This is a genomic window from Frigoribacterium sp. CFBP9029 (genome assembly GCF_034045305.1).
GTDB lineage: Bacteria > Actinomycetota > Actinomycetes > Actinomycetales > Microbacteriaceae > Frigoribacterium.
Genome location: NZ_JAXCWB010000001.1, coordinates 357,342 through 382,296 on the forward strand (window position 1 = coordinate 357,342; position 24,955 = coordinate 382,296).

Consider the following 24,955-nt stretch of genomic DNA (forward strand, 5'->3'; position numbering starts at 1 on the left):
CACTGCTGCGGGCCGCCTCTCGGTCTGGCGGTGACTCGGTGGTGCTACGCGTTCTGCTTCTTGAGACGAGCGGTGCTGCGCTGGCGAGCCGACGCGTCGAGCTCGACCTTGCGGATGCGGATGGCGTCGGGGGTGACCTCGACGCACTCGTCGTCACCGGCGAACTCGAGCGACTCCTCGAGCGAGAGGACGCGCGAGGGCGTCATCGACTCGAAGTTGTCTGCCGTCGACTGACGCATGTTGGTCAGCTTCTTCTCTTTGGTGATGTTGACGTCCATGTCGTCGGCGCGCGAGTTCTCGCCCACGACCATGCCCTCGTAGACCTCTTCGGTCGGCTGCACGAAGAAGGTCATGCGCTCTTGCAGGTTCTGGATCGCGAACGGCGTGACGACACCCGAACGGTCGGCGATGATCGAGCCGTTGGTACGGGTCGAGATCTCGCCGGCCCAGGGACCGTAGCCGTGGCTGATGCCGTTGGCGATGCCGGTGCCGCGCGTGTCGGTGAGGAACTGCGTGCGGAAGCCGATCAGGCCGCGCGACGGGACGATGAACTCCATGCGGACCCAGCCCGAACCGTGGTTCGCCATGTTCTCCATGCGGCCCTTGCGGGCGGCCATCAGCTGGGTGATCGCACCGAGGTACTCGTCGGGCACGTCGACGGTCATGTGCTCGAACGGCTCCTGGAGCTTGCCGTTCTCGTCGCGACGGGTGACCACCTGCGGCTTGCCGACGGTGAGCTCGAAGCCCTCGCGTCGCATCTGCTCGACGAGGATGGCGAGTGCGAGCTCTCCTCGACCCTGGACCTCCCACGCGTCGGGGCGTCCGATGTCGACGACCTTGAGGCTGACGTTACCGATCAGCTCTCGGTCGAGACGGTCTTTGACCATGCGCGCGGTCAGCTTGTGACCCTTGACCTTGCCGATCAGCGGCGACGTGTTCGTGCCGATGGTCATCGAGATCGCGGGGTCGTCGACCGTGATGGTCGGCAGCGGCCGGACGTCGTCGGGGTCGGAGAGGGTCTCGCCGATGGTGATGGTGTCGAAGCCGGCGACGGCGACGATGTCGCCGGGGCCCGCGGACTCGGCGGGGTAGCGCTGCAGGGCCTTGGTGATGAGCAGCTCGGTGATGCGGGCGTTGACCGTGGTGCCGTCTTGCTTGACCCAGGCGACGGTCTGGCCCTTCTTCAGGGTGCCGTGGAACACGCGGAGGAGCGCGAGACGACCGAGGAACGGCGACGCGTCGAGGTTGGTCACGTGCGCCTGCAGGGGGTGCTCGTCGTCGTAGGTCGGCGCCGGCACGTGCGTGAGGATGGCGTCGAACAGCGGCTCGAGGTCGGCGTTGTCGGGCAGCGAGCCGTCGGCCGGCTTGTTGATCGACGCTGCGCCGTTACGACCCGAGGCGTAGACCACGGGCACGTTGAGGATCGCGTCGAGGTCGAGGTCTTCGACCTCTTCGCTCAGGTCGCTGGCGAGACCGAGGAGGAGGTCCTGCGACTCGGCCACGACCTCGTCGATGCGGGCGTCGGGGCGGTCGGTCTTGTTGACCAGCAGGATGACGGGGAGCTTGGCCGCGAGGGCCTTGCGGAGCACGAAGCGGGTCTGGGGCAGGGGCCCCTCGGACGCGTCGACGAGCAGCACGACGCCGTCGACCATCGAGAGGCCGCGCTCGACCTCACCGCCGAAGTCGGCGTGGCCGGGGGTGTCGATCACGTTGATGGTGATCGGGCCGTCGGCCGCGTGAGCACCGTTGTAGAGCACCGCGGTGTTCTTCGCGAGGATCGTGATGCCCTTCTCGCGCTCGAGCTCGTTCGAGTCCATCATTCGGTCTTCGGTGTCGAAGTGGGCGTCGAACGAGTTGGTCTGCTTGAGCATGGCGTCGACGAGAGTCGTCTTGCCGTGGTCGACGTGGGCCACGATCGCCACGTTGCGCAGGTCGCTGCGGATGGCAGTCGCCATGGATGAATTCCTTACGAGAAGCGGAGGGGGAGATGCACGGGACACAGCCCGGCGACGACAGTCTACGGCACGTGGTAAAGGGCCCCTCCCCCGCCCCTGTCGGAACGGCGGAGAGGCCCCTGACGAGGAGGCGCGGGTCGACTACCGGCCGAACTCGAAGTTCGCGCCGGGGATCGCCTCGAGCAGCTCGCGGGTGTACTGCTGCGCCGGGTTCGCGAAGATCTCGTCGGTGGTGCCGGCCTCGACGATGCGTCCCTTCTGCATGACGCAGACGTTGTCCGCGATGAGGCGGACCACGGCCAGGTCGTGCGTGATGAAGAGGTAGGTGAGCCCCAGCTCCGTCTGCAGGTCGGTGAGCAGGTCGAGCACCTGGCCCTGCACCAGCACGTCGAGCGCGGAGACGGCCTCGTCGAGCACGATCACGTCGGGCTTGAGCGCGAGCGCCCGGGCGACGGCGATGCGCTGACGCTGACCGCCCGAGAGCTCGCCCGGGTAGCGGTTGACCATCGAGACGGGCAGCGACACCTGGTCGAGCAGCTCGTGCACACGCTGCTGGCGGCTCTTGCGGTCGCCGATGCCGTGGGTGACGAGCGGTTCGGCGATCGTGTTGCCGACGCTGTACATCGGGTCGAGCGAGCCGTAGGGGTCCTGGAAGACGGGCTGCACCCGACGACGGAAGTCGAAGAGCTCCTTGCCCTTCAGGGCCCCGACGCTCTTCCCGTCGATGGCGACGGTGCCCGAGGTGATGGACTCGAGCTGGAGGACCAGCTTGGCCACGGTGGACTTGCCCGAGCCGGACTCGCCCACCAGCGCCATCGTCGTGCCGCGCGGGATCGAGAACGAGACGTCGTCGACGGCCCGCAGCTCGGTCGTCTTGAAGCCGCCCTGACGGATCTTGTACAGCTTGGTGAGGTTCTCGACCTGGATGTACGACGCGTTCCGCTTGCCGAGCTCTTCGCGCTGGTGCGCGCGCTTCATCAGCTCGGCGTCGTCGGCGCCCTCGTCGGAGATCTCGACGTCGTTGGTGTGCGTCGGCGCGATGCTCGACTGGATGCGCTGGCTGGCGAGGCTCGGAGCCGCGGCCACGAGACGCTGCGTGTACGGGTGCTGCGGGTTCGCCAGGATCTCCTTCGACGGCCCCGACTCGACGACCTGGCCCTTGTACATGACGACGAGCTTCTCGGCGCGTTCGGCCGCGAGACCGAGGTCGTGCGTGATGAAGAGCACCGAGGTGCCGTAGTCGCGCGTCAGGGTCTCGAGGTGGTCGAGGATCCGCCGCTGCACGGTGACGTCGAGCGCGGACGTCGGCTCGTCGGCGATCAGCAGCTTCGGGCGCGACGAGAGGCCGATCCCGATCAGCACACGCTGGCGCATGCCGCCCGAGAACTGGTGAGGGAACTGCTTCAGACGCTGGTCGGCGTCGCCGAGCCCCGCCTCCTTCAGCACCTCGATCGCGCGATCGCGCACCGCCTGCTTGCCGGTGGCCACGCCGTTGGCGCGGATGGCCTCCTCGACCTGGAAGCCGATGCTCCAGACCGGGTTGAGGTTCGACATCGGGTCCTGCGGCACGTAGCCGATGTCGCGACCGCGGATGGCCTGCATCTCGGCGGGCGTCGCCTTCGTGAGGTCCTTGCCCTCGAAGAGGATCTGCCCCCCGGTGACCTCGCCGGCGCCCGGCAGCAGGTCGATGATCGACGTGGCCGTGGTCGACTTGCCCGAGCCGGACTCGCCCACGATCGCGAGACGTTCGCCCGGCATCATCGTGAAGTCCACGCCGCGGACGGCGTCGACGTAGCCCGACTGGGTCTTGAACCCGATCTTCAGGCCCTTGATCTCGAGCAGGGGGGTCGCCGAGGAGGCGGTGCTCGCCGACTCGGGACGGGTGGAGGTGGAGGTGGAGGTCATCGACGGGCCCTCGCCTTCGGGTCGAGGGCGTCGCGCACGACGTCGCCCATCATGAGGAACGACAGCACGGTCACCGAGAGGGCGGCCGCCGGCCAGATCAGGGGCATCGGGGCGACCCGCAGGGAGGCGCGGGCGGCGTTGATGTCGTTGCCCCACGACATCACGGTGCCGGGCAGGCCGATGCCGAGGAACGACAGGGTGGCCTCGGCGACGATGAACGTGCCGAGCGAGACCGTCGCCACGACGATCACGGGGGTGATCGCGTTGGGGATGACGTGCCTGACCAGGATGCGGAAGCGCGAGACGCCGAGCGCGGCGGAGGCCATGACGTAGTCGCTGCTCTTGGCGCCGAGCACCGAGCCGCGCATGATGCGGGCGATCTGCGGCCAGGCGAAGAGCGACAGCACGAGAGCGACCGTCAGCGGGGTGCGCGAGGGCAGGACCGACATGAGCACGATGGCGCCGAGCACGGTGGGGATGGCGAAGAAGATGTCGCCGAGTCGCGAGACGAGCGCGTCGAGCCAGCCGCCGTAGTAGCCGGCGAGCGAGCCGATGACGATGCCCACCAGGGTCACGAGGACCGTGGCCAGCAGGCCCACGGTCAACGAGGCCCGGGTCCCGTAGACGACACGGGCGTAGACGTCGAGCCCCTGCAGCGTGAAGCCCATCGGGTGCCCGGACTCGGCCGGTCCGTTGCTGTCGGGGAGGCTGGCGCCGGAGGTCGGCGAGGTGCTCGTGAAGAGCTGCGGGAACAGCGCCACGACGATCACGAACAGGATCAGCACCGCGGAGATCCAGAACAGGGGGCGCGTCTTCATGGCGTCCCACGCGTCGTTCCAGCTGGAGCGGGGCTTCTCGGTCTCGTCGACGGCGTCGACGGCCTTCAGCGGGGTCTCGTCGAGCGGGGCGACGTAGTGGTCGGGCGACAGGCCCGGTGTCGTGTTACTTGGCATAGCGGATCCTCGGGTCGAGAACGGCGTAGAGCAGGTCGACGAGCAGGTTGGCCAGCATGAAGATGATGACCATCACCGCGACGAACGACACGACGGTCGGCCCCTCGCCGAGCTGGATGGCCCGGTAGACGGTGCCACCGACGCCCTGGATGTTGAAGATTCCCTCGGTGACGATCGCACCGACCATCAGCGATCCGATGTCGACGCCGAGGTAGGTGATGACGGGCACGAGCGAGTTGCGGAGGATGTGCACCCCGACGACCCGTCGACGGGTGAGGCCCTTCGCCGTCGCCGTGCGCACGAAGTCTGCGCTCATGTTCTCGGCGACGGAGGCGCGGGTGAGTCGGACGATGTACGCGAACGACACCGAGGCGAGCACGATCGCGGGCAGCACCAGCTCGCTCCACGGAGCCTGCGAGCTGACGGTGGTCCGGAAGAGGGCCAGCTGGATGCCGAAGACGTACTGCAGGACGAAACCGATGACGAACGTCGGCACGGAGATGAGCAGCAGCGAGACCACGAGGGCGCTGTTGTCGAAGATCTTGCCCTTGCGGAGGCCGGCGTAGAGGCCGACGACGATCCCGGCGATCGATTCGAACAGGAGAGCGAGCATGGCGAGACGGAACGTGATCGGGAACGCCCGGACGAGCTCGTCGATGACGGGGCGACCGGAGAACGTCGTGCCCAGGTCACCCGTGAACAGACCGCCGATGTAGAGCAGGTACTGCACGATGAACGGCTTGTCGAGGTTGTACTGCGCCCGGATGGCCTCGATGACGGCGGGGCTCGGCTGCTTCTCGCCGAACAGGGCGGCGATCGGGTCGCCCGGGAGGGCGAACACCATGAAGTAGATGAGGAAGGTCGCCCCGAAGAAGACGGGAATCAGCTGGAGGAGGCGCCGGCCGGTGTACCAGAGCATCAGGCCGCCTCGATTTTCTGCGCGTGCATGGATGTCGCAATCATGGAGAGAGAGTGGTGGACGCCCACCGAGGGGCCCGGAGCAGGATAACCCGCCCGGACCCCTCGGCAGTTCTGAACGAGGCCGGAGCCTCTATCGGATGCGTTCCTTACTGCTTGGTGACCTCGTAGAACAGCGGGACGGAGTTCCAGCCGAACTGGACGTTCTCGACCGTGTCGGCCCACACGCCGGTCACGTTCGAGTACCACAGCGGGATGACGGGGAGGTCGGTGAGCAGGACCTCCTGCGCCTCCTGGAACTTCGCGTTGGCGTCGTCGACGGAGGTCGAGGCGGCGCCCTCGCTCAGGAGACCGTCGAACTCGTCGCTCGTGTAACGGCCGTAGTTCGAACCGGCACCGGTCTGGTACAGCGGCGCGAGGAAGTTGAACAGCGACGGGTAGTCGGCCTGCCATCCGGAACGGAAGGCGCCGGTCATGGCGTCGTTGTCCTCCTGGTCGAGGAGCTCGGCGAACGTGGGCTTCGGCTCTCCGGCCGCCTTGATGCCCAGCGTGTCGGCGATGCTGTTCGTCGCGGCGTCGACCCAGTTCTGGTGTCCGCCGTCGGAGTTGTAGGCGATGGTGAAGGTGGTGTCGCCGTAGGGGGCGATCTCTTCGGCCTGAGCCCAGAGCTCCTTGGCGCGGTCGGCGTCGTAGTCGAGCACGTCCGAGCCGTCGAGGTCTTCGGAGTAGCCGTCGATGACGGGCGACGTGAAGTCCTTGGCGGGGGTGCGGGTGCCCTGGAAGATGACGTCGGTGATGTCGCCGCGGTTGATCGCGAGCGAGATCGCCGCACGACGCAGCTTGCCCTCTTCGGTCGTGCCGTCGAAGTGCTCGAGGTACTGCGGGATGGTGATCGACTGGAAGATCGCGGCCGGCTGGTTCGCGAAGCGCTCCGGGAAGTCGCTCTCGTACGAGGCGAACTGGGTGTCCGGCACCTGGTCGAGGATGTCGAGGTTGCCCGAGAGCACGTCGGAGTACGCGGCGTCCTGCGTCGTGTAGAACGTGATGGTGAGGCCGCCGTTGACGGGCGTGCGCGGACCGTCGTAGTCCTCGTTGGTGACGAGCTTGATGTCCTGGTTGTGGGTCCAGGCGTCGGCGCTCTCGAGCTTGTAGGGGCCGTTGCCGACGGGGCTCTCGCCGAAGGCGTCGACGTCGTCGTAGAACGACTCGGGCAGCGGCGAGAACGCCGAGTAGCCGAGACGCAGGGGCCAGTCGGCCTCGGGGGCGTTCAGCATGACCGTGAACTCGGTGTCGCTGACGACCTCGAGCGAGAGGTCGCTGTCGGCCTCGGCGTCGTAGCCCTCGATGTTGTCGAAGAAGTACGAGGCGCTCTGCGCGTTGCTGATCTGCGCGGCCCAGTTCCAGGCCTTCGTGAAGGACTCGGAGGTGACGGGGGTGCCGTCGGTGAAGGTCTGGCCCTCCTTGAGCTTGACGGTCCAGAGCTGGTTGTCGTCGGACTCGATGGACTCGGCGACGTCCATCTCGGTGGCGCCCTCGGCGTCGTACGAGACGAGGCCGGCGAAGATCGAGTCGATGATCTTCCCGCCACCGGTCTCGGTGGTGTTCGACGGGACCAGCGGGTTCTGCGGCTCGCTGCCGTTCGTGGTGATGATGGCGTCGGCGTTGCCCGAGGGAGCGGCGTCGCCCGAGTCACCGCCGTTCGAGCAGCCGGTGAGGACGAGTGCTGCCGCCCCCACGACGGCGACGGACCCGAGGCCCATGCGCGTCTTCTTCAATGTTCCTCCTGATGCAAGAAAGGACGCAGCACGACTCCCCATGAGTCGTGCCACGTTGGATGAAGACGACCCTAGGCACCTCTTTCAGGCTTCTCCAAACCTCAGGGCGAACGGTTACACGACGGAAACCAATTCGATGGATCGTTGCGCCGACGCACGGATCGTTGCGTCAAGCCCCTCATCTGCGCAGGTTTCCGTTGCGAGAAATCAGACACGTGGCAGGTATTATCCGGCCATGCCTCTCGAACCGGCGGTCGACCTGCCCAGCCGCTCGCGCCTCCGGGTCGAGATCGCGATCGTGCTCGGGCTGTCGCTCGGCGCCTCCGCCGTGTACTCGCTCGTGTCGATCGTCAACCGCCTCACCCAGCCCACGAGCCTGTCGCAGCAGACCGCGACCCTCAACTCGTCGCTCAGCGATCGCGCCGTGTTCGACCTCGTCTACCAGGTGCTCGCCGTGGTCGTCGACCTCGTGCCCGTCGCGCTGGTCGCCTACCTGCTCTGGCAGGGCCGCCGCCCTCACCTGGCGCGCCTCGGCGTCGACTTCTCGCGCAGCGGACGCGATGTGCTCGGCGGCCTGGGGCTCGCCCTCGCGATCGGGATCCCCGGCATCGGCCTGTACCTGGTCGGCAAGGCTCTCGACCTGACGGTGACGGTCGTGCCCACGGACCTCGGCGAGCACTGGTGGACCGTCCCGGTGCTGGTGCTCTCCGCGCTCCGGGCGGGACTCACGGAGGAGGTCATCGTCGTGGCCTACCTCTTCGCGCGCCTGACCGATCTCCGCTGGCGCCCGTGGACGATCATCGTCGCGGCCGCCCTGCTGCGCGGCACGTACCACCTCTATCAGGGGTTCGGCGCGTTCGTCGGCAACGTGGTGATGGGCCTGGTGTTCGGATGGCTGTACGCCCGGTTCGGGCGCATCCTGCCGCTCGTGGTGGCACACGTCGTGATGGACTCGGCGGTCTTCATCGGCTACCCGTGGGCGGCGGCGACGTTCCCCGCGTTCTTCGGACTTCCCTCCTGACGGCCGACGCCCGGGTCCGAGCGGCGAGCTCGGACCCGGGCGCAGGTCGGTCGGATCAGGCGAAGACCTCGACCGGCGGGCAGGCGCAGAACAGGTTGCGATCGCCCCACGCCTGGTCGATGCGACGGACCGGCGGCCAGTACTTCGCGCGCTTGAGCGAGTCGACCGGGTAGACGGCCTCGTCGCGGCTGTAACCGGCCGTCCACTCGCCCGAGATGACGGACTCGGCCGTGTGGGGGGCGGCCCGCAGCGGGCTGTCCTCGACGGCGTGCCGACCCGCCGAGATCTCGTCGGCCTCGTGCTTGATCGCGATCATGGCGTCGACGAAGCGGTCGATCTCGGCGAGGTCCTCGCTCTCGGTGGGTTCGACCATCAGCGTGCCCGCCACGGGGAACGACATCGTCGGCGAGTGGAACCCGTAGTCGACGAGTCGCTTGGCGACGTCGTCCACGGTCACGCCGGTCGCGTCGCGGAGCGGGCGGAGGTCGAGGATGCACTCGTGCGCGACGAGCCCGCCCTCACCCGAGTACAGCACCGGGTAGTGCTCACGCAGTCGCACGGCGACGTAGTTCGCCGCGAGCACCGCCGCGCCGGTGGCCTGCACGAGCCCCTCGTCGCCCATCATGCGGATGTAGGCCCAGCTGATCGGCAGGATGCTCGGCGAACCGTACGGGGCGCTCGACACCGGGACGCCGGCATGGGCCGGTCGCTCCCCCGGGGCCGCCGCGGCCGCCCCGGTGCGTCGGTCGGCCTGCTGCGCCATCGGGTGGCCGGGCAGGAACGGCGCGAGGTGCGCCTTGGCCGCGACCGGTCCGACACCGGGCCCGCCGCCGCCGTGCGGGATGCAGAACGTCTTGTGCAGGTTCAGGTGCGAGACGTCGCCGCCGAACTCGCCGAACTTGGCGAACCCGAGCAGGGCGTTGAGGTTCGCGCCGTCGACGTAGACCTGGCCGCCCGCCTCGTGCACGGCGTCGGTGATGTCGCGGATGTCGTGCTCGTACACGCCGTGGGTCGACGGGTAGGTGATCATCAGCGCCGCGAGATCGTCGGCGTGGGCCGCGACCTGCTTCCGCAGATCGTCGAGGTCGACGTTGCCCCGGTCGTCGCAGGCGACGACGACGACCCTCATGCCGGCGAGCACCGCACTCGCCGCGTTGGTGCCGTGGGCGCTCTGCGGGATGAGGCACACCGTGCGCGCGGCGTCGCCGTTCGCGAGGTGGTACCCGCGGATCGCCAGCAGACCCGCGAGCTCGCCCTGGCTGCCCGCGTTGGGCTGCAGCGACACCGTGTCGTAACCGGTCAGATCGGCCAGCCAGCCCTCGAGCTGACCGACGAGGTCGAGGTAGCCCTCGACGTCCTCCGCCGGCGCGAACGGGTGCACCGAGGCGAACTCGGGCCAGGTCACGGCCGCCATCTCGGTGGCCGCGTTGAGCTTCATGGTGCAGCTGCCGAGCGGGATCATTCCGCGGTCGAGGGCGTAGTCCTTGTCGGCGAGGTGCTTGAGGTACCGCATCATGCTGGTCTCGCTGCGGTGGGTGCGGAAGACCGGGTGGGTGAGGTAGTCGCTCGTCCGCAGCAGCGCCTCCGGGAGTCCGGACGGGCCGTCGCCGCCCTTTCCGGGGGGCATCTCGACGCCCAGCACCTCGGCGACCGCGACGACGTCGTCGCGCGTGGTCGTCTCGTCGAACGACAGCCGGATGCAGTCGGCGTCGACGGCGTGCACGAGGTAGCCGCGCCCGCGGGCCGCGGCCACGAGCTCGGCGGACCGGCCCGGCACGAAGACCTGCAGCGTGTCGAAGAACGTGTCGTTCTCGAGCTCGAGATCGGAGGCGGCGATGGCCTCGGCGAGGTCGGCCGCGTGAGCGTGCACCCGCGACGCGATGTGCCGCAGCCCCCAGGGGCCGTGGTAGACGGCGTACATCGAGGCCATCACGGCCAGCAGCACCTGGGCGGTGCAGATGTTCGACGTGGCCTTCTCGCGACGGATGTGCTGCTCTCGGGTCTGCAGGCTCAGCCGGTAGGCCGGCCGCCCGTCGACGTCTTGCGACACCCCGACCAGGCGCCCGGGCAGCTGCCGCTCGAGACCGGTGCGGACCGCCATGTAGCCCGCGTGCGGACCACCGAAGCCCATGGGCACGCCGAAGCGCTGACTCGTCCCGACGGCGACGTCGGCCCCGAACTCGCCGGGAGGGGTCAGGAGGGTGAGCGCGAGCAGATCGGCCGCGACGACGACGAGACCGCCGTGGGCGTGACTGGCCTCGCTGATCGCCGCGAGGTCGTGGACGGCGCCGGTCGCCGCGGGGTACTGCACGAACAGCCCGAACGACTCGGGCACCTCGGCCGGGTCGGCGCCCGTCAGATCGAGCTCGACCAGCTCGATGCCGACGGCCGCGGCACGACCGGCGAGCAGCGCCTTGGTCTGCGGGAACGCGTCGGCATCGACGACGAACACGTCGCTCTTCGCCTTCGAGGCGCGGCGGGCGAGCAGCATGCCCTCGACCACGGCCGTGCCCTCGTCGAGCATGGAGGCGTTGGCGGTGGTCAGACCGGTGAGCTCGGAGACCATCGTCTGGAAGTTGATCAGCGCCTCGAGCCGCCCCTGCGAGATCTCGGGCTGGTAGGGCGTGTAGGCCGTGTACCAGCTCGGGTTCTCGAGGACGTTGCGCTGGATCACCGCGGGTGTGACGGTGTCGTAGTAACCGAGCCCCAGGAGCGTGCGGGAGGGGCGGTTGCGGTCGGCGAGTCGTCTCAGCTCGGCCAGCGCCTCCGTCTCGCCCACCGGTGCGGGCAGCGTGCCACCCGCGTCGGCCGACGTGTGGATGCTGTCGGGGACGGCGGCCCGGACGAGCGATTCGACGCTGTCGTGCCCGACGACGGCGAGCATCGCGGCCTGATCGGACGGCGTCGTGCCGATGTGGCGGTCGACGAATCCGCCGGCCGCACGACCGGCCCAGTCTCCGAACACCGACCCGGAGGTCGTCTCGCCGGTCATTCGGCCGTGAGGGCGACGTACTCGTCGCGCGAGAGGAGGCCGACGCGGTCGGTCGACGCCAGGGTGATCTTGATGAGCCAGCCGTCGCCGAACGGGTCGCTGTTGACCAGATCGGGGCTGTCGACGACGGCGTCGTTGATCTCGAGCACCGTGCCGAGCGCGGGGGCGAAGAGCTCGCCCACGGACTTCGTCGACTCGATCTCGCCGACGACGGTGCCGGACTCGACCTCGGTGCCCGCGGACGGCAGGTCGACGTAGACGACGTCGCCGAGCTTCTCGGCCGCGTAGTCGGTGATGCCCACGGTGGCGGTGTCGCCGTCGATGAGCAGCCATTCGTGCTCGGCGGTGTAGTGCAGCGAGGTGAGGTCGGTCATGCCGAGGCCTTTCGAGAGGGGGTGAGGTGCGGGGCGCGCGAGCCGTCGGCCCGCGGGAGGGTCAGGAGCGCTTGTAGAAGGGCAGGGGCACGACGGTCGCCGGGATCGGCGTCCCCCGCACGTCGACGGCGAGGGCCGGGCCGCGGTCGACCACGTCGGGGTCGACGAAGGCCATGGCGACGGGGTGGCCCAGGGTCGGCGAGAGCGCGCCGCTCGTGATCTCGCCCACGACGGTGCCGTCGTCGGTGACCACGGGGTAGCCCGCTCGGGCCGCTCGACGACCCGGCAGGGTCAGACCCACCAGCACACGGGCGCCGGGCGCCGGGTCGACACCGGAGCGGCCCACGAAGTCCTTCGAGGTGTCGACCACGCGGCCGAGACCCGCCTGGGCGGGGCGCACGTCGCGACCGAGCTCGTGGCCGTAGAGCGGCATGCCCGCCTCGAGTCGCAGCGTGTCGCGGCTGGCGAGACCGGCGGGGACGACGCCCCGGGGTGCTCCCGCCTCGGCGAGCGCCGTCCAGAGGTCGGCGGCGGACTCGGGCGCGAGGTACAGCTCGAAGCCGTCTTCGCCGGTGTAGCCGGTGCGGGCGATCAGGACGGGGGCGTCGTCGAAGGTGCCCTGCAGCACCCGGTAGTACCGGAGCGTCGAGAGCGGCGCGTCGGGCTGGAGACGGTCGCCGCTGATGAGCGCGTCGAGGACGCCCTCCGCCTCGGGACCCTGGATCGCGACGAGAGCGGTGTCGTCGCTCTCGTCGTCGACCGTGACGTCGAAGCCGGAGGCGCGGGTCGCGAGCGCGCCGAAGGCGGCCTCGCGGTTGCCGGCGTTCGCCACGACGAGGTAGTCGTGCTCGTCGAGCCGGTAGACGACGAGATCGTCGACGATTCCGCCGTCGTCGGCGAGGAGCAGCGAGTACTTAGCCCGACCGACGGCGATGGTCGAGAGGGTGCCCGCGAGCGCCTGGTCGAGGAAGACGCCGGCGTCGGGTCCGACCACGGCGATCTCGGCCATGTGCGAGAGGTCGAAGAGACCGGCCGCGGTGCGGACGGCGTGGTGCTCGGCGAGATCCGAGCTGTAGCGCACGGGCATCTGCCACCCGGCGAAGTCGGTGAACGAGGCGCCCGCGGCGACGTGGATCTCGTGGAGCGGGCTGAAGCGCTCGTCGTCGGCGTCGGCCGGGTCGGCGTCGACGAGGTCGGCGTCCGCCAGCTCGGCGTCGACGAGGTCGGCGTCGGTGGGGCCCGGGGCGGCGGGCAGGTTCGAGGCTGCGTCGGACATCTGACTCCTGAGGACGGCCCGGCCTCGAGCTGTCTCGACCGGGAGCATGCCGTGCAGCACCTGCACGACGGGGGTGGGCCCCGCCCGACCGGAGTCGTGCGGGGCTCCCCCTCTGTCATGGGCCTGAGAGCTTCGCCGACGCGGGTCGACTTTCACCGTGGGCGAGGAGTCGCCGAGAGGCGCTCCTGCTTTTCAGAGTGGCCAGTCCGTCGCGGTACGCGTACCTGAGAGATTGGCGGGGAGCTTGCTCCTTCGGTGCCCGGTCGGCGCATGTGATGCGCACCGGAGCTCTCCCGCGACGTGTTCGTGGCCCGATGTTCGGTTGTGGCGCTCAGCCTACAGCCGGCGTGTGACGAGCAGGTTTCGGGGTCGAGACGCTCAGGCGCCGGCGGGCCGATCGGTCGCCGAGGTCTCGTCGGCCTGGTGCGCGGCCACGAGCTCGCGGACGTCGTCGGCGAGCTGCGCGACGCCCTCGGGCAGCATCTCGAAGCCCTCGGGGTTGCCGGGGTTCACGACCAGTCCCGTCTGCGGCGGGATGGCCTGGACGAGCTCGGCGGCGTGGATCGTCGCGGAGTGCGCCGCCACCTCTCTCACCTGGTCGCCGATCATGTCGGCGTGCGTGAAGGCGGCGAGCATGGGCGTGCCCTCGCGATCGAAGAGCACGGGCTGCAGCTCGTTCAGCGACTCCTCCGCCTGGACGGCGGTGGGGACGACGATCTCGGCGTTCACGAACTCGGCGAGCACGGAGTTCATGTCGCCCTCACCCGCCTGGCCCTTGGCGATGGCCTGCTCGAGTGCGGTCGGTTCACGGTTCTCTGAAGCGGTCATCGGTCCACCTTGCCCGAAGAACCTCCGTAACGACTCCGTGACGGTATCCTGACCCTCGAAGCCTGCCACCGTGGCGGCCCGTCATCCCTCGAGGAGCCCTCGTGCCCCGTATGGCCGCCCCCCTGCTCGTCAGCAGCATCGCTCTCGTCCTCGCCCTCGCCGGGTGCGCCACTCCGACGTCCGAGCCCGGCGCCGCCGAGACCTCCGGGCTCGCCACGACGGGGGCCGACGCGTCGAGCACGCCGATCCCGACGACCACTCCCCCCGCCCCGGCCACGGCGCCGACGCGAGAGGCCCCGCCGGCCTGGGACGCCTGCGTCGACGCCGTCGCGGCCGAGTACCCCGACGTCCCGTTCCTCGACGACGTCTGGAGCTACGAGGACGACGACGTCCGCGACTCGGCCACCGGCGCGGTCGTCGAGGTGCGCTACGGCCACACCGCCGACGGGCGCATCGAGGCCGCCTTCAGCTGCGAGGTGTCGGGCACCCCGGAGTCCCCCGTCGTCGAGGGCGTCTACCCGGTCGACATCTGACCCGCTGACGGCATCGTCCGACCGCCGGCGGCATCCGACTGCGGTCGCACGCCCACGACGACCGTCGTCTCGTGCTCGACGTCGTACTCGCTGTGCGCGTCGAGACCGCCTGCGGTCAGGAGGTCCACGGCGGCGGCGGCCTGAGCCGCGCTCGTCTCGATCAGCAGCGACCCCGCGGGGCGGAGCCAGACCCGCGCCTCCTGGGCGATCAGGCGGTGCAGATCGAGACCGTCGTGTCCGCCGTCGAGTGCGGTGACCCGCTCGTGGAGGCGCGCCTCGGGCGGCAGGGTCGGGAGCGCTCCGGTCGGCACGTACGGCGCATTGGCCGTCAGGACGTCGACGGCACCTCGGAGCCGGGCGGGCACGGCGTCGAAGAGATCGCCGACGACCACGTCGCAGCCCGGCGGGAGGTTCGCGCGGGCGCATCCGACGGCCACCGGATCGAGGTCGGACGCGACGAGCGAGAGACCGGGATGGTCGCGCAGGAGGACGGCGGCCACGGCCCCCACCCCGCAGCAGAGGTCGAGCGCGACGGCCGGTCGCCCACGGGGCACCAGGGCCGACGCCCGGCCGGCCAGCGCGGTCGTCCGCCGGCGGGGCACGAAGACACCGGGCGCGACGGCGAGCCGCAGGCCGTCGAACTCGGCCCAGCCGACGACCTGTTCGAGGGGTTCGCCGGCGACGCGTCGGCGCACGAGCCCCTCGAGGATGCCGGGGTCGACCGGGCGGGCTCGGTCGGCGGGGTCGACGGGGTCGACAGGGTCGGCAGGGTCGACGGCCGCCTCGGTCAGCAGCGCCGCCTCCTCCTCGGCGAAGACGCAGCCGGCGTCCCGGAGGCGCGCCACCAGCAGGCGCATCGCCTCGGCCTCGGTCATGGCCCCAGGCTACGACCGTGCGACCGCGTGGCCCGTGTCACGGCGGTGTCGGGGGCGCCGCGTAGGGTGGCGGGACCGAGGCACCCAGGCACTGAGGAGACCATGAAGCCGCTGACCGAGTCCGACATCCGCGAGTCGTTCGTCAACGCCCAGCCCGGCGACCTCGACCGCCTGCCGATCCCGGGGCTGCACGAGATGCTGTGGTCCGAACGGGAGTTCCTGGGCTGGCGCGACCCGCAGGCCCATCACCGCGGCTACATCGTCCACTGGATGGCCGACCGCCCCGTCGGGCTCGTCGTCCGTTCGTCGACCTCGTCGCTGCGGCCCGGCATCGCGGCGATGTGCTCGCTCTGCCACTCGCCGCAGCCGGCGACGCAGGTGCGGCTCTTCACCGCACCGAAGGCCGGCGAGGCGGGGCTGAACGGCAGCACGCTCGGCACCTACATCTGCGAGGACCTCGCCTGCTCGCTGCTCATCCGCGTCGCACCGCCGCACCTGAATCCGCCCGAGCAGATCGAGCGTCGCGCGGCCGGGCTGAGCGACCGCGTGCAGGGCTTCACCGCCACCGTGATGAAGACCGCCTGAGGCGACGCCTCCGGCCGTCCCGCCCTCATCCCCGACCCATCCCCCACGAAAGCGAGCAGTCATGTCCGTCGTCAAGATCAACGCCATCCACGTCCCCGAGGGGTCCGGCTCCGAGCTCGAGTCGCGTTTCGCCGCGCGCAAGCACTCGGTCGACGGCGCCGAGGGCTTCGAGGGCTTCCAGCTGCTGCGCCCGGTCAAGGGCGACGACCGCTACTTCGTCGTGACCACCTGGCGCAGCGAAGACGACTTCCTGGCCTGGGCGGCGAACGGCGCCAAGGCCGCGCACGCTCGCCCCGAGGGGTCGGGCGACGCCCCGCGGGGTCCCGTGGCGACCGGCGCCGATCTGCTCGAGTTCGAGGTCGTCGAGCTGTAAGGGAGTTGGGCGACACCGGTGTCGGCACCGGGCGAGCCGGACGTCGGCACGACCGTCGACGCCCGCCTCGGCCTCGTCCCCGGATGGCCTGTCTCGACGTCGAACCACCGGTGTCGCGTCTGCCAGTCATCTCCAGGGTTCACGCGTAGCCTGCCGCCCAGTCGTCGACCCGCCCGCGGTCCGATGCGAGAGGCCCGATCGTCATGAAGAAGTCAGCACGCTGGATCCCCGCCGCCGCGATCCCCGTGGCCGTCATCGCCGCCGGCATCGTCGTCCCCTCGATGGCGGCCAATGCCGACGTCGATCTGCCCGACAAGAGCCCTCAGCAGGTGCTGGCACTCGCGGCGGGCAGCTCGGGCGTGGCCTTCTCGGGCACGGTCGAGCAGACGTCCGACCTCGGGCTGCCCGACATCCCCTCGTCCCTGCAGGGCGGCTCGTCGGCCGGCGAGTCGACCTCCGATGCGCTCGAGATGCTGACCGGCAGCCACACCGCCCAGGTCTTCGTCGACGGTGAGGCGCGACAGCGCGTGCAGGTGGTCGACGACCTCTCCGAGCGCGACGTCATCCGGGATGGCCGCGACCTGTGGTCGTACGACTCGACCTCGAAAGACGCCACGCACACCACGCTGCCCGACGCGTCGTCCCGCGACCTGCCCGACACCCTGGCCGACGGCACGGCCGTGCCGCAGACACCGTCCGAGCTCGCCGACGCCGTCCTCGACGCCGTGGGCGACACCACGACGGTCACCAGCTCCGACGACGTGTCCGTCGCCGGTCGCGACGCGTACCGGGTCGTCCTGACCCCCGACGACGCCGACACGCTCGTCGCCCGGGCCACCCTCACCGTCGACGCCGAGACGGGTGTGCCGCTGGCCGTGACCGTCGACGCGCGGGGGCAGGACGACCCGGCCATCTCGGTCGCCCTGACCTCCGTGTCGTTCGAGACCCCCGCCTCCTCGGTCTTCGAGTTCACTCCCCCGGCCGACGCGACCGTGACCGAGGTCGCCGTGCCCGCCGAGGGCCGGGAGGCGCACGGCGGCGAGCACGCCGAGCCCGTGGTGATCGGCTCGGGCTGGTCGACCGTGGTGGGTCTCGACGGCGCGACGTCGGCCGCCGGGTCCGCGCCCGCCGACGGGTCGGCCTCGGGCGGCGACCAGGGCGACCCGTCGGCCCTGCTCGACCAGGTGATGACGCGGGTCGACGGCGGCCGGGTGCTGCAGACCTCCCTCGTCTCGGTCTACCTCGGCGATGACGGGCGTGTCTTCGTAGGCGCCGTCGACGCCGAGACCCTGCAGGCGGCGGTCGCGTCGGCACCGGCCGAATGACGCCGCACGCGTGACCCCCGCACCCTCTGCGGCCACGTCGGCGGCGCCGCTGGCCATCGAGACGTCGTCGCTGACGAAGTCGTTCGGTCGGCAGGAGGCCGTCGCCGACGTCGATCTCGCCGTGCCGGCGGGCAGCGTCTACGGTTTCCTGGGGCCGAACGGCTCGGGCAAGACCAGCACGATCCGGATGCTCCTCGGGCTGACGTCGGCGACGAGCGGCGACATCAGGGTGCTCGGCGGTGCGATGCCCGACCGTGCCCGCGACGTGCTGCCCCGGGTGGGCGCCCTGGTCGAGGGACCGGCCTTCTATCCGTTCCTCTCGGGGCGGGCGAACCTGCACCGGCTCGACTCGGCCGACCGCACGGCGCCCGCGGCGACCCGCACCGCTCGGGTCGACGCAGCGCTCGATCGGGTGGGCCTCGGGCACGCCGCGTCGAAGAAGGCGCACGCGTACTCGCTCGGCATGAAGCAGCGCCTCGGCATCGCCAACGCCCTGCTCATGCCCCGTGATCTGCTGGTGCTCGACGAGCCGAGCAACGGGCTCGACCCGCAGGGCACCCGCGAGGTCCGCACCCTGATCCGCTCGCTGGCCGACGAGGGGACGACCGTCTTCGTGTCGAGCCACCTGCTGGCCGAGGTCGAGCAGATGTGCACCCACATCGGGGTCATGAGCGCGGGTCGGCTGCTCACCCAGGGCACCCTCGACGATCTCCGCGCGATCGGCACGCACCGGGTGAGGCTGCTCACCCCCGATCCCGACGATGCGCGCGTCGTGCTCCGTCGACTCGGACTCGCCCCGGAGGCGCGGGTGCGGCCGACCGATCGGCCCGAGTCGACGGCCGCCGAGCTGGTCGAGGCCGACCTCGTCGGCGACGGGCCGTCGCCGGAGGCCGTCGTGGCAGCGCTCGTCGCCGCCGACGTGCGGGTGCGCGGCTTCGAGGTCACGGGCGCCAGCCTGGAGGAGCGCTTCGTCGATCTGACCGGGGAGGGCTTCGATGTCGCCGGCTGAACCCGTGCCCGCCCCGCAGGCGGACGGCCTCCGCCGCCGCGGGACGGGGCTGTCCCTGCTCCGCAGCGAGGTCGTCGTGCTCTTCGGACGGGTGCGGACGATCGCCCTGCTCGGCGCCCTGGCTCTCATCCCCGTCCTCCTGGCGATCGCCGTGCGGGTGACGACCGACGACGCGTCCGGCGGCTCCTCCGGAGGCCCGGCGTTCCTCGGCGACATCACGCGCAACGGCCTCTTCGTGTCGTTGACCGCCCTGACCGTGGCGATCCCGCTGTTCCTCCCCCTGACCGTCGGCGTCGTCGCGGGCGACACGATCGCGGGCGAGGCGGGTCTCGGCACCCTGCGGTACCTGCTGGTCTCGCCGGTGGGCCGGGTGCGCCTCCTGCTCGTCAAGTTCGCCGGAGCCGCGCTCTTCTGCCTGGCCGGCACCCTCGTGCTCGTGGTGTTCGGGGCCATCGCGGGCGCCGCGCTGTTCCCGGTCGGACCGGTGACCCTGCTCTCGGGCCAGACGATCGGCTACGGCGACTACGCGCTGCGGATGCTGATGATGGCGCTGTACGTCACCCTCTCGCTGCTCGGGCTGAGCGCCGTCGGGCTCTTCATCTCGACGCTCACCAGCGTGCCGGTGGGTGCCATGGCCGCCACCATCGTGCTCTCGACGGTGGCGCAGATCGTCGACGCGCTGCCGCAGCTGGACTTCCTCGACCCGTGGCTGTTCACGCACTACTGGCTGGGCTTCGCGGACCTCCTGCGCGACCCGGTGTCGTGGGCGAACTTCGCCGACAACGCCCTGCTGCAGGGCGGCTACATCCTCGTCTTCGGCGCCCTGGCCTTCGGCAGGTTCACCACGAAGGACATCCTGAGCTGAACCGACCCGGGGGCGCTGAGGTCAGACGCCGAGGGCTCCGGTCGGCAGCAGCGCGTGGACTCCCCACGTCTGATTCGCGACCTGGGTCACCCGCAGGTCGACGACGGCGCTCGAGAGGGCCAGGGCGGTCGCCCGGTCGACGTCGAGCAGGGTCGCCAGCCACGTGACCATGGCATCGAGGGCATCACCGGTGGCGACGTCGAGATCGGCGTCGAAGCCGAACGTGATGCGCCCCGCGGGGGTCTCGGCGTGGATCGACGGGACGGGGCGGTCGTCGACGAGGTCGAGCCGCACCTCCGTCGTCATCGGGCACTCGATCGCCGTGCCCCCGACCTCGCCGTCGCCCTGGGCGGCGTGCCCGTCGCCGAGGTAGACGAGGGCGTCGGCGACCTGCACGGGCAGGTAGAGCGTCGAACCCGCGACGAGCTCACGGCAGTCGATGTTGCCGCCGGCCGCGGCCCGAGGCGGGGTCGTCGAGTGCTCCCCCGGCTCCGCCGGTGCGACGCCGGTCACCCCGAGGAACGGCGCTAGAGGCACCTGCCAGCCCCGGCTCTCGACCGCGACGCCCGCGTCGGCGTCGATCTCCCAGAGCAGCCACGACGGAGCCGCGTCGGCGAGACCGAGCCGGGCGGTGACGGGCGTCTCGCGACCGCCGGCGACCGTCCAGCCCCAGTCGCCGGGCAGCACGGCGTCGATGTGCACGGCGAGCGTCTGGCCGGGCCGCGCGCCGCGGACGGCGATCGGACCCGTGAGAGCGTGCCCCCGCGCCTCGGCGAAGAGCCGCGGTCGCGCCTCGCCCGGAACGGTCTGCCGTTCGAGATGCCCCGACGCGTCGAGCGACCCGACCACCACCGTGTCTCCGGCGTCGACGGCGAGGACGGGGCGGTGGTCGCGCGAGTAGACGTCGTTCGTGGTCTCGGACGTCGGGTCGAGCCGATGCCGGGTCACGACGCGCCCCCGTCGGTCGGCACGACGCCCGCGCCCGCGACGCCTGCGCCAGCGGCGACCGTCGTGGCGACGACAGGCGGGTTCGAGGCCGCGGCCGACGCGACGACCGGCGGCGTGGCCCGCAGCTCGTCCACGACCGACGCCGGCACGGTGCGGCTGAGGTACCCGATGCGCGACTCGCGCACGTGCCACCCCATCCGCTCGGCCGCCCGGTCGGGGTCGCCGGCGTCGATGGCCGACAGGATGACGCGGTGGTCGGGCCAGAGCCGTTTGCCCCGCGAGAACGTGTCGAGGGCGTAGAGCCACTCGATCTTGCGCGACAGCTGACGCAGCAGGGTGGCGAGCGTGCTGCTGCCGCTCAGCTCGGCCACGCCGAAGTGGAACCGCTCGTTGAGCCCGACCAGCCGGTCGAGATCGTCGTCGACGACCGCCTGGTCGCCGTCGGCCAGGATGCGCTCGAGCGACCGGCGGGTGCGCCACCAGTCCTCCGGCGGCGCGTCGACGGTGAACAGCGCCCGCGCCCGCGTGGCGGCCCGGCGGGCGGTGGCGATCTCGAGCGCCTCGCGCACGGCGAAGAGGTCGTCGGCCTCGTCGACGGGGATCTCCGCGACACGCGACCCGACGTTGGGCGTCGACTCGACGAAGCCCTCGGCCTCGAGACCCCGGAGGGCCTCGCGCACCGGCACCCGCGAGACCCCGTGACGATCGGCCAGCGAGGCCTCGGTGATGCGGGTGCCCGGCTGCAGCGCCCCGGTCACGATCTCGCGTCGCACGGCGTCGAGCAGACTCACCGGCGGCGACGCGGGCTCGACCGTCGCATCGGGGCCCGGAGCCGAGGAGGCGCGGGTCGTCTCGTCAGGACGATCGGGTCGGTCAGACGGCCAGGCTGGCACCGGGTATCGCTCCTAGCAGTTCGTGGGTGTACTCGTCGCGGGGCGAGAGGAACACGTCGTCGACGCTGCCGCGCTCGACGATGCCGCCCCGGCGCATCACCACCACACTATGGGCGATCTGCCGCACGACGGCGAGGTCGTGCGTGATGAACAGGTAGCTGAGCCCCAGCCGGGTCTGCAGATCGGCGAGCAGATCGAGGATCTGCTCCTGCACGAGCACGTCGAGAGCCGAGACGGCCTCGTCGCAGATCAGCAGCTCGGGCTCGAGGGCGAGGGCCCGGGCGATCGCGACCCGCTGACGCTGACCGCCGGACAGCTCGTTGGGTCGGCTCTGGGCGACCGACCTCGGCAGGGCGACCTGGTCGAGCAGCTCGGCCACGCGCCTCCTGCGGGTCGACCGGTCGCCGACCCCGAAGATACGGAGCGGCTCGTCGATCAGCCGCTCGACCGGGTAGGTGGGGTCGAGCGAGCCGTACGGGTCCTGGAAGACGGGCTGCACCCGGCGTCGCAGGGCGCGACGGGCCGCCCCGCGACTGGCGGTGATGCTCTCGCCGTCGACGAGGGCCGTCCCGCTGGTCGCGGGCTCGATGCCGAGCACCATGCGGGCCAGCGTCGTCTTGCCCGACCCCGACTCGCCGACCACGGCGGTGGTCGTGCCTCGCGGCACCGCGAACGAGATGCCGTCGACGGCCCGCACGGTCTCGCCGCGGCGACCGCGCAGGCGGTACTCCTTGACCAGGTCGGTGACGGTGAGGATGTCGTCCGCGGCGGTCGGAGCGTCGTCTCCGACGGGCTCGTCCGCCCGCAGCGCGGCGGCCGCGGCGACCGTCGGGGCGGCCGCGACCAGTCGCTTCGTGTACTCGTGCTGCGGGTCGAGCAGGATCTGCCGCGGCGTCCCGGTCTCGACGACGCGGCCCTCGAGCATCACGACGATGCGGTCGGTGCGATCGGCTGCGACCCCGAGGTCGTGCGTGATGAACAGCAACGACGTGCCGTGGGCGTCGACGAGCGTCTGCAGGTGGTCGAGGATGGTGCGCTGCACCGTGACGTCGAGGGCCGAGGTCGGCTCGTCGGCGATCAGCAGATCGGGGCGACGGGCGAGCGCGACGGCGATCAGCACGCGCTGCCGCATCCCGCCCGAGAACTCGTGCGGGTACTGACCCGATCGGCGGGCCGCGTCGGGGATGCCGGCCTCGGTCATCAGCTCGACGACGCGATCGGCCACGGCCGCCCGCCCCCGGGCCCCGCCCGCCCGCAGTCCGTCGGCGATCTGGGCCCCGACGGTCATCGAGGGGTTCAGGTTGGTCGAGGGATCCTGCGGCACGAGACCGATCCGGGCGCCGCGCACCGACCGCATCCGCGCCTCCCCGGCCGTCGTCAGCTCGTCGTCGCCCAGGCGGATCGTGCCGCCCGTGATCCGCCCTGCACCCGGCAGCAGGCGCAGCACGGCCGCGACGACGGTCGACTTGCCCGAGCCCGACTGCCCGACGATGGCGACGCGCTCGCCGCGGGCCACGTCGAGATCGACGCCGTGCACGACGGGCCGGTCGCCGAACGACACCTGCAGATCGCGGACGCTCAGGAGGGGCGCGCCGGCGGACGCGTCGGTGGTCGTCGTCGAGACGGTGCGGTCAGCGTCCTGCGGCATAGGCCTGTGCTCCTCGGGGGTTGGCGGCGGCGGACAGCACGCCCGTCGCGGGGTCTCGGGTGACGCTCGACAGGCGGCCGAGCGACCAGTCGCCGGCCCGCGTGACGCGGTGTCCGCGCGACTCGAGGTCGGCGATCACGTCGTCGCCGAGGCGGTCCTCGACGACCACGCCGCCCGGGGTCCAGGTGCGCGGCCAGAACGAGCCGGGGAACGACGTGGTGTGCAGAGCGGGGGCGTCGATGGCCTGCTGGGGCGTGTACCCGCCGACGATCGTGCGCAGCAGGTAGAGCAGCTGCCACTGGTCCTGCTGGTCGCCGCCGGGTGAGCCGAGCGCGACCACCGGCCGACCGTCGCGCAGCACGAGGGTCGGGGTGAGGGTGGTGCGCGGTCGGCGACCGGGTTCGAGCGTCGAGGCGGTGCCCTCGTCGAGCCAGGCCATCTGCAGACGGCTGCCGAGGCAGAAGCCGAGGGCGGGGATCGTCGGAGACGACTGCAGCCAGCCGCCCGACGGCGTCGCCGAGACGATGTTGCCCCACCGGTCGACGACGTCGATGTGGCAGGTGTCGCCGCGGGTCGCCCCCGTGGCGTCGACGACGGGCTCGGCGGAGGCCGCGGCGACGGGGTCGTCGTCGGCGGGCGTCTCGGCGAACGACCCGACGGTCGGCTCGCCGACGCCGGCGACGGCCCCGGCCGCCTCGTCGTCGGTCCGGAGCGCTGCGAGCGGCCGAGCGCCCGCGACGAGGTCGCCCGGTCGCAGCTCGAGCGAGGCCCGCGCGCCGATGAGCGCACGCCGCGCCTCCGCGTACTCCGACGAGAGCAGGGCGTCGAGGGGCACGTCGTGGTCGCCGTAGTAGGCCTCGCGATCGGCCATGGCGAGCTTCTGCGCCTCGACGATCGTGTGCGCGCCGTCGGCGGTCGACGGGTCGAGCAGCTCGTCGGGAAGCGGGTCGAGCAGTGCGAGCACCTGGAGCAGCGCCGGGCCCTGGCCCCAGGCGCCGGTCTTGGCGACGGTGTGCCCGCGGAACTCCACGGTCGCCGCCGGCTCGAACCCGGCGCGGAACCCCGAGAGGTCCGAGGCGCGGATCACCCCGGCGTGATCGGTGCCCGACGAGTGACGGTGCGGGCGGCGGACGAACTCGTCGATCGAGCGGGCGACGAGCCCCTCGGCCCACTCCGTCCGGGCCGCCTCGATGCGGTCCGCGCGATCCCGGCGGGCGTCGTCGGCGACCGGCGCCGCGCCTCCTCGGCTCGTGTCGACCGCCGCGTCGGCGGGCCCGCCGGCGGCGATCAGCCCCTCGAGGACGGCGGCGTAGGCCGGGTTCGTGACGAGGTCGCCGGGCTCGGGCGGGCGCCCGTCGACGAGCCAGCGGTCGGCCGAGGTGGGCCAGTGCTCGGTGAAGAGCTCGCCGACCGCGCCGATCGTCTCCGTGACGCGGGCGGTGATCGGGTGTCCGTCGCGGGCGTAGCCGATGGCGTAGGCGAGCACGTCGCCGAGCTCCCATGTGCCGTGGTCGCGCAGCAGCAGCAGCCACGCGTCGACCGCACCGGGCACGGCCGCGGCGAGCGCCCCCGCTCCCGGCACGAGGTCGAGGCCCTCGGCGAGGTAGTGCTCGACGGTGGCCGCGGCCGGTGCGGGCCCCTGACCCATCAGCACGGTCGGGGCGCCCGGGGCGTCGGCGGTGGCGAAGACGGCCGTCAGGTCGCCGCCCGGTCCGTTGAGGTGGGGTTCGACGACGTGCAGCACGAAGGCGCCGGCGACGGCGGCGTCGAACGCGTTGCCGCCGCGTTCGAGCACAGCCTGGGCCGAGGCGGTCGCGAGCCAGTGGGTGCTGGCCGTCATGCCGAAGGTGCCGACCAGATCGGGGCGGGTGGTGAACGCCGGAGGCGCGGTGTAGGTCACTGGG

Annotated in this window: 21 protein-coding genes and 1 riboswitch; of the genes, 7 read left to right on the forward strand and 14 right to left on the reverse strand. The window is 71.4% G+C overall.

Annotated features, from left to right (window positions below):
- Positions 1-44: 44 nt before the first annotated feature.
- The 5 genes from typA to SOM11_RS01700 all read right to left on the reverse strand — a co-directional run bounded on the left by typA (position 45) and on the right by SOM11_RS01700 (position 7,506).
- Positions 45-1,955 carry a translational GTPase TypA gene (gene typA / locus SOM11_RS01680; protein WP_192059729.1) on the reverse strand — a complete coding sequence of 637 codons (1,911 nt, stop codon included), beginning with the start codon at positions 1,953-1,955 and terminating at the stop codon, positions 45-47.
- Between the two features lie 141 nt (positions 1,956-2,096).
- Positions 2,097-3,860, reverse strand: a complete 1,764-nt coding sequence (locus SOM11_RS01685) for an ABC transporter ATP-binding protein (protein WP_320477001.1) — start codon at positions 3,858-3,860, stop codon at positions 2,097-2,099.
- Entirely contained in the window at positions 3,857-4,813 is a 957-nt protein-coding gene (locus SOM11_RS01690; RefSeq protein ID WP_192059725.1) for an ABC transporter permease, read from the reverse strand. The genes SOM11_RS01685 and SOM11_RS01690 overlap by 4 nt, the downstream gene beginning before the upstream one ends.
- The gene (locus tag SOM11_RS01695; protein ID WP_055794476.1) at positions 4,803-5,732 is read right to left on the reverse strand and encodes an ABC transporter permease; all 930 of its coding nucleotides are present in this window, start codon (positions 5,730-5,732) and stop codon (positions 4,803-4,805) included. Before SOM11_RS01695 ends, SOM11_RS01690 begins: the two co-directional genes overlap by 11 nt.
- 148 nt (positions 5,733-5,880) lie before the next feature.
- A complete protein-coding gene (locus SOM11_RS01700) occupies positions 5,881-7,506 on the reverse strand; it encodes a peptide ABC transporter substrate-binding protein (RefSeq protein WP_192059723.1) in 1,626 nt (541 codons plus the stop codon).
- Positions 7,507-7,741: 235 nt separating this feature from the next.
- On the opposite strand from SOM11_RS01700, the gene SOM11_RS01705 reads away from it, so the two are divergent.
- Positions 7,742-8,527 (forward strand): CPBP family intramembrane glutamic endopeptidase, encoded by a 786-nt coding sequence (locus SOM11_RS01705; RefSeq protein WP_192059721.1) that lies wholly within the window; start codon positions 7,742-7,744, stop codon positions 8,525-8,527.
- Positions 8,528-8,582: 55 nt separating this feature from the next.
- On the opposite strand, the gene gcvP is transcribed toward SOM11_RS01705, so the two are convergent.
- The 4 genes from gcvP to SOM11_RS01725 all read right to left on the reverse strand — a co-directional run bounded on the left by gcvP (position 8,583) and on the right by SOM11_RS01725 (position 13,997).
- Positions 8,583-11,519, reverse strand: coding sequence for an aminomethyl-transferring glycine dehydrogenase (gene gcvP / locus SOM11_RS01710; RefSeq protein ID WP_320477002.1), 2,937 nt, complete (start codon positions 11,517-11,519; stop codon positions 8,583-8,585).
- Positions 11,516-11,893: a glycine cleavage system protein GcvH gene (gcvH, locus tag SOM11_RS01715; RefSeq protein WP_192059716.1), complete on the reverse strand. Its 378-nt coding sequence runs from the start codon at positions 11,891-11,893 to the stop codon at positions 11,516-11,518. The genes gcvP and gcvH overlap by 4 nt, the downstream gene beginning before the upstream one ends.
- Before the next feature lie 61 nt (positions 11,894-11,954).
- Complete coding sequence (gcvT, locus tag SOM11_RS01720) at positions 11,955-13,169, reverse strand: glycine cleavage system aminomethyltransferase GcvT (RefSeq protein ID WP_320477003.1); 1,215 nt, start codon at positions 13,167-13,169, stop codon at positions 11,955-11,957.
- A gap of 202 nt (positions 13,170-13,371) precedes the next feature.
- Positions 13,372-13,475: riboswitch (glycine riboswitch) on the reverse strand.
- Positions 13,476-13,547: 72 nt separating this feature from the next.
- Entirely contained in the window at positions 13,548-13,997 is a 450-nt protein-coding gene (locus SOM11_RS01725) for an SseB family protein (protein WP_320477004.1), read from the reverse strand.
- A gap of 101 nt (positions 13,998-14,098) precedes the next feature.
- Here SOM11_RS01725 and SOM11_RS01730 point away from each other — a divergent pair, with 101 nt between their 5' ends.
- Positions 14,099-14,530 (forward strand): hypothetical protein, encoded by a 432-nt coding sequence (locus SOM11_RS01730; protein WP_192059710.1) that lies wholly within the window; start codon positions 14,099-14,101, stop codon positions 14,528-14,530.
- On the opposite strand, the gene SOM11_RS01735 is transcribed toward SOM11_RS01730, so the two are convergent.
- Positions 14,512-15,405: a putative protein N(5)-glutamine methyltransferase gene (locus SOM11_RS01735; RefSeq protein WP_320477005.1), complete on the reverse strand. Its 894-nt coding sequence runs from the start codon at positions 15,403-15,405 to the stop codon at positions 14,512-14,514. The two genes, SOM11_RS01730 and SOM11_RS01735, sit on opposite strands and share 19 nt — an antisense overlap.
- 102 nt (positions 15,406-15,507) lie before the next feature.
- Here SOM11_RS01735 and SOM11_RS01740 point away from each other — a divergent pair, with 102 nt between their 5' ends.
- The 5 genes from SOM11_RS01740 (at position 15,508) to SOM11_RS01760 (ending at position 19,562) form a co-directional block, all read left to right on the forward strand.
- Positions 15,508-15,990, forward strand: coding sequence for an FBP domain-containing protein (locus SOM11_RS01740; RefSeq protein WP_320477006.1), 483 nt, complete (start codon positions 15,508-15,510; stop codon positions 15,988-15,990).
- A gap of 61 nt (positions 15,991-16,051) precedes the next feature.
- Positions 16,052-16,363, forward strand: a complete 312-nt coding sequence (locus tag SOM11_RS01745; protein WP_192059703.1) for an antibiotic biosynthesis monooxygenase family protein — start codon at positions 16,052-16,054, stop codon at positions 16,361-16,363.
- A gap of 203 nt (positions 16,364-16,566) precedes the next feature.
- Positions 16,567-17,688, forward strand: coding sequence for a DUF2092 domain-containing protein (locus SOM11_RS01750; RefSeq protein ID WP_320477007.1), 1,122 nt, complete (start codon positions 16,567-16,569; stop codon positions 17,686-17,688).
- Between the two features lie 10 nt (positions 17,689-17,698).
- Positions 17,699-18,697, forward strand: coding sequence for an ABC transporter ATP-binding protein (locus SOM11_RS01755; RefSeq protein WP_320477008.1), 999 nt, complete (start codon positions 17,699-17,701; stop codon positions 18,695-18,697).
- Positions 18,684-19,562 (forward strand): ABC transporter permease, encoded by an 879-nt coding sequence (locus tag SOM11_RS01760; protein ID WP_320477009.1) that lies wholly within the window; start codon positions 18,684-18,686, stop codon positions 19,560-19,562. The genes SOM11_RS01755 and SOM11_RS01760 overlap by 14 nt, the downstream gene beginning before the upstream one ends.
- Positions 19,563-19,583: 21 nt before the next feature.
- On the opposite strand, the gene SOM11_RS01765 is transcribed toward SOM11_RS01760, so the two are convergent.
- From SOM11_RS01765 to SOM11_RS01780, 4 genes are read right to left on the reverse strand one after another with little or no spacing between them, the layout of a single operon-like run.
- A complete protein-coding gene (locus SOM11_RS01765) occupies positions 19,584-20,510 on the reverse strand; it encodes an acetamidase/formamidase family protein (RefSeq protein ID WP_192059695.1) in 927 nt (308 codons plus the stop codon).
- Positions 20,507-21,403, reverse strand: a complete 897-nt coding sequence (locus SOM11_RS01770) for a GntR family transcriptional regulator (RefSeq protein WP_320477010.1) — start codon at positions 21,401-21,403, stop codon at positions 20,507-20,509. The genes SOM11_RS01765 and SOM11_RS01770 overlap by 4 nt, the downstream gene beginning before the upstream one ends.
- Positions 21,384-23,051, reverse strand: coding sequence for an ABC transporter ATP-binding protein (locus SOM11_RS01775; RefSeq protein WP_320477011.1), 1,668 nt, complete (start codon positions 23,049-23,051; stop codon positions 21,384-21,386). The genes SOM11_RS01770 and SOM11_RS01775 overlap by 20 nt, the downstream gene beginning before the upstream one ends.
- Positions 23,035-24,951, reverse strand: coding sequence for a gamma-glutamyltransferase family protein (locus tag SOM11_RS01780; RefSeq protein WP_414655435.1), 1,917 nt, complete (start codon positions 24,949-24,951; stop codon positions 23,035-23,037). Before SOM11_RS01780 ends, SOM11_RS01775 begins: the two co-directional genes overlap by 17 nt.
- Positions 24,952-24,955: the final 4 nt, after the last annotated feature.

Bases quoted from the DNA above. Each gene is read 5' to 3' on its own strand.
- SOM11_RS01740 (WP_320477006.1), top strand. From the start codon at position 15,508: ATGAAGCCGCTGACCGAGTCCGACATCCGCGAGTCGTTCGTCAACGCC.
- gcvH (WP_192059716.1), bottom strand. From the start codon at position 11,893: ATGACCGACCTCACCTCGCTGCACTACACCGCCGAGCACGAATGGCTG.
- SOM11_RS01695 (WP_055794476.1), bottom strand. From the start codon at position 5,732: ATGCTCTGGTACACCGGCCGGCGCCTCCTCCAGCTGATTCCCGTCTTC.
- SOM11_RS01705 (WP_192059721.1), top strand. From the start codon at position 7,742: ATGCCTCTCGAACCGGCGGTCGACCTGCCCAGCCGCTCGCGCCTCCGG.
- SOM11_RS01745 (WP_192059703.1), top strand. From the start codon at position 16,052: ATGTCCGTCGTCAAGATCAACGCCATCCACGTCCCCGAGGGGTCCGGC.
- SOM11_RS01750 (WP_320477007.1), top strand. From the start codon at position 16,567: ATGAAGAAGTCAGCACGCTGGATCCCCGCCGCCGCGATCCCCGTGGCC.
- SOM11_RS01735 (WP_320477005.1), bottom strand. From the start codon at position 15,405: ATGACCGAGGCCGAGGCGATGCGCCTGCTGGTGGCGCGCCTCCGGGAC.
- SOM11_RS01725 (WP_320477004.1), bottom strand. From the start codon at position 13,997: ATGACCGCTTCAGAGAACCGTGAACCGACCGCACTCGAGCAGGCCATC.
- SOM11_RS01685 (WP_320477001.1), bottom strand. From the start codon at position 3,860: ATGACCTCCACCTCCACCTCCACCCGTCCCGAGTCGGCGAGCACCGCC.
- gcvP (WP_320477002.1), bottom strand. From the start codon at position 11,519: ATGACCGGCGAGACGACCTCCGGGTCGGTGTTCGGAGACTGGGCCGGT.
- SOM11_RS01690 (WP_192059725.1), bottom strand. From the start codon at position 4,813: ATGCCAAGTAACACGACACCGGGCCTGTCGCCCGACCACTACGTCGCC.
- typA (WP_192059729.1), bottom strand. From the start codon at position 1,955: ATGGCGACTGCCATCCGCAGCGACCTGCGCAACGTGGCGATCGTGGCC.
- SOM11_RS01760 (WP_320477009.1), top strand. From the start codon at position 18,684: ATGTCGCCGGCTGAACCCGTGCCCGCCCCGCAGGCGGACGGCCTCCGC.
- gcvT (WP_320477003.1), bottom strand. From the start codon at position 13,169: ATGTCCGACGCAGCCTCGAACCTGCCCGCCGCCCCGGGCCCCACCGAC.
- SOM11_RS01775 (WP_320477011.1), bottom strand. From the start codon at position 23,051: ATGCCGCAGGACGCTGACCGCACCGTCTCGACGACGACCACCGACGCG.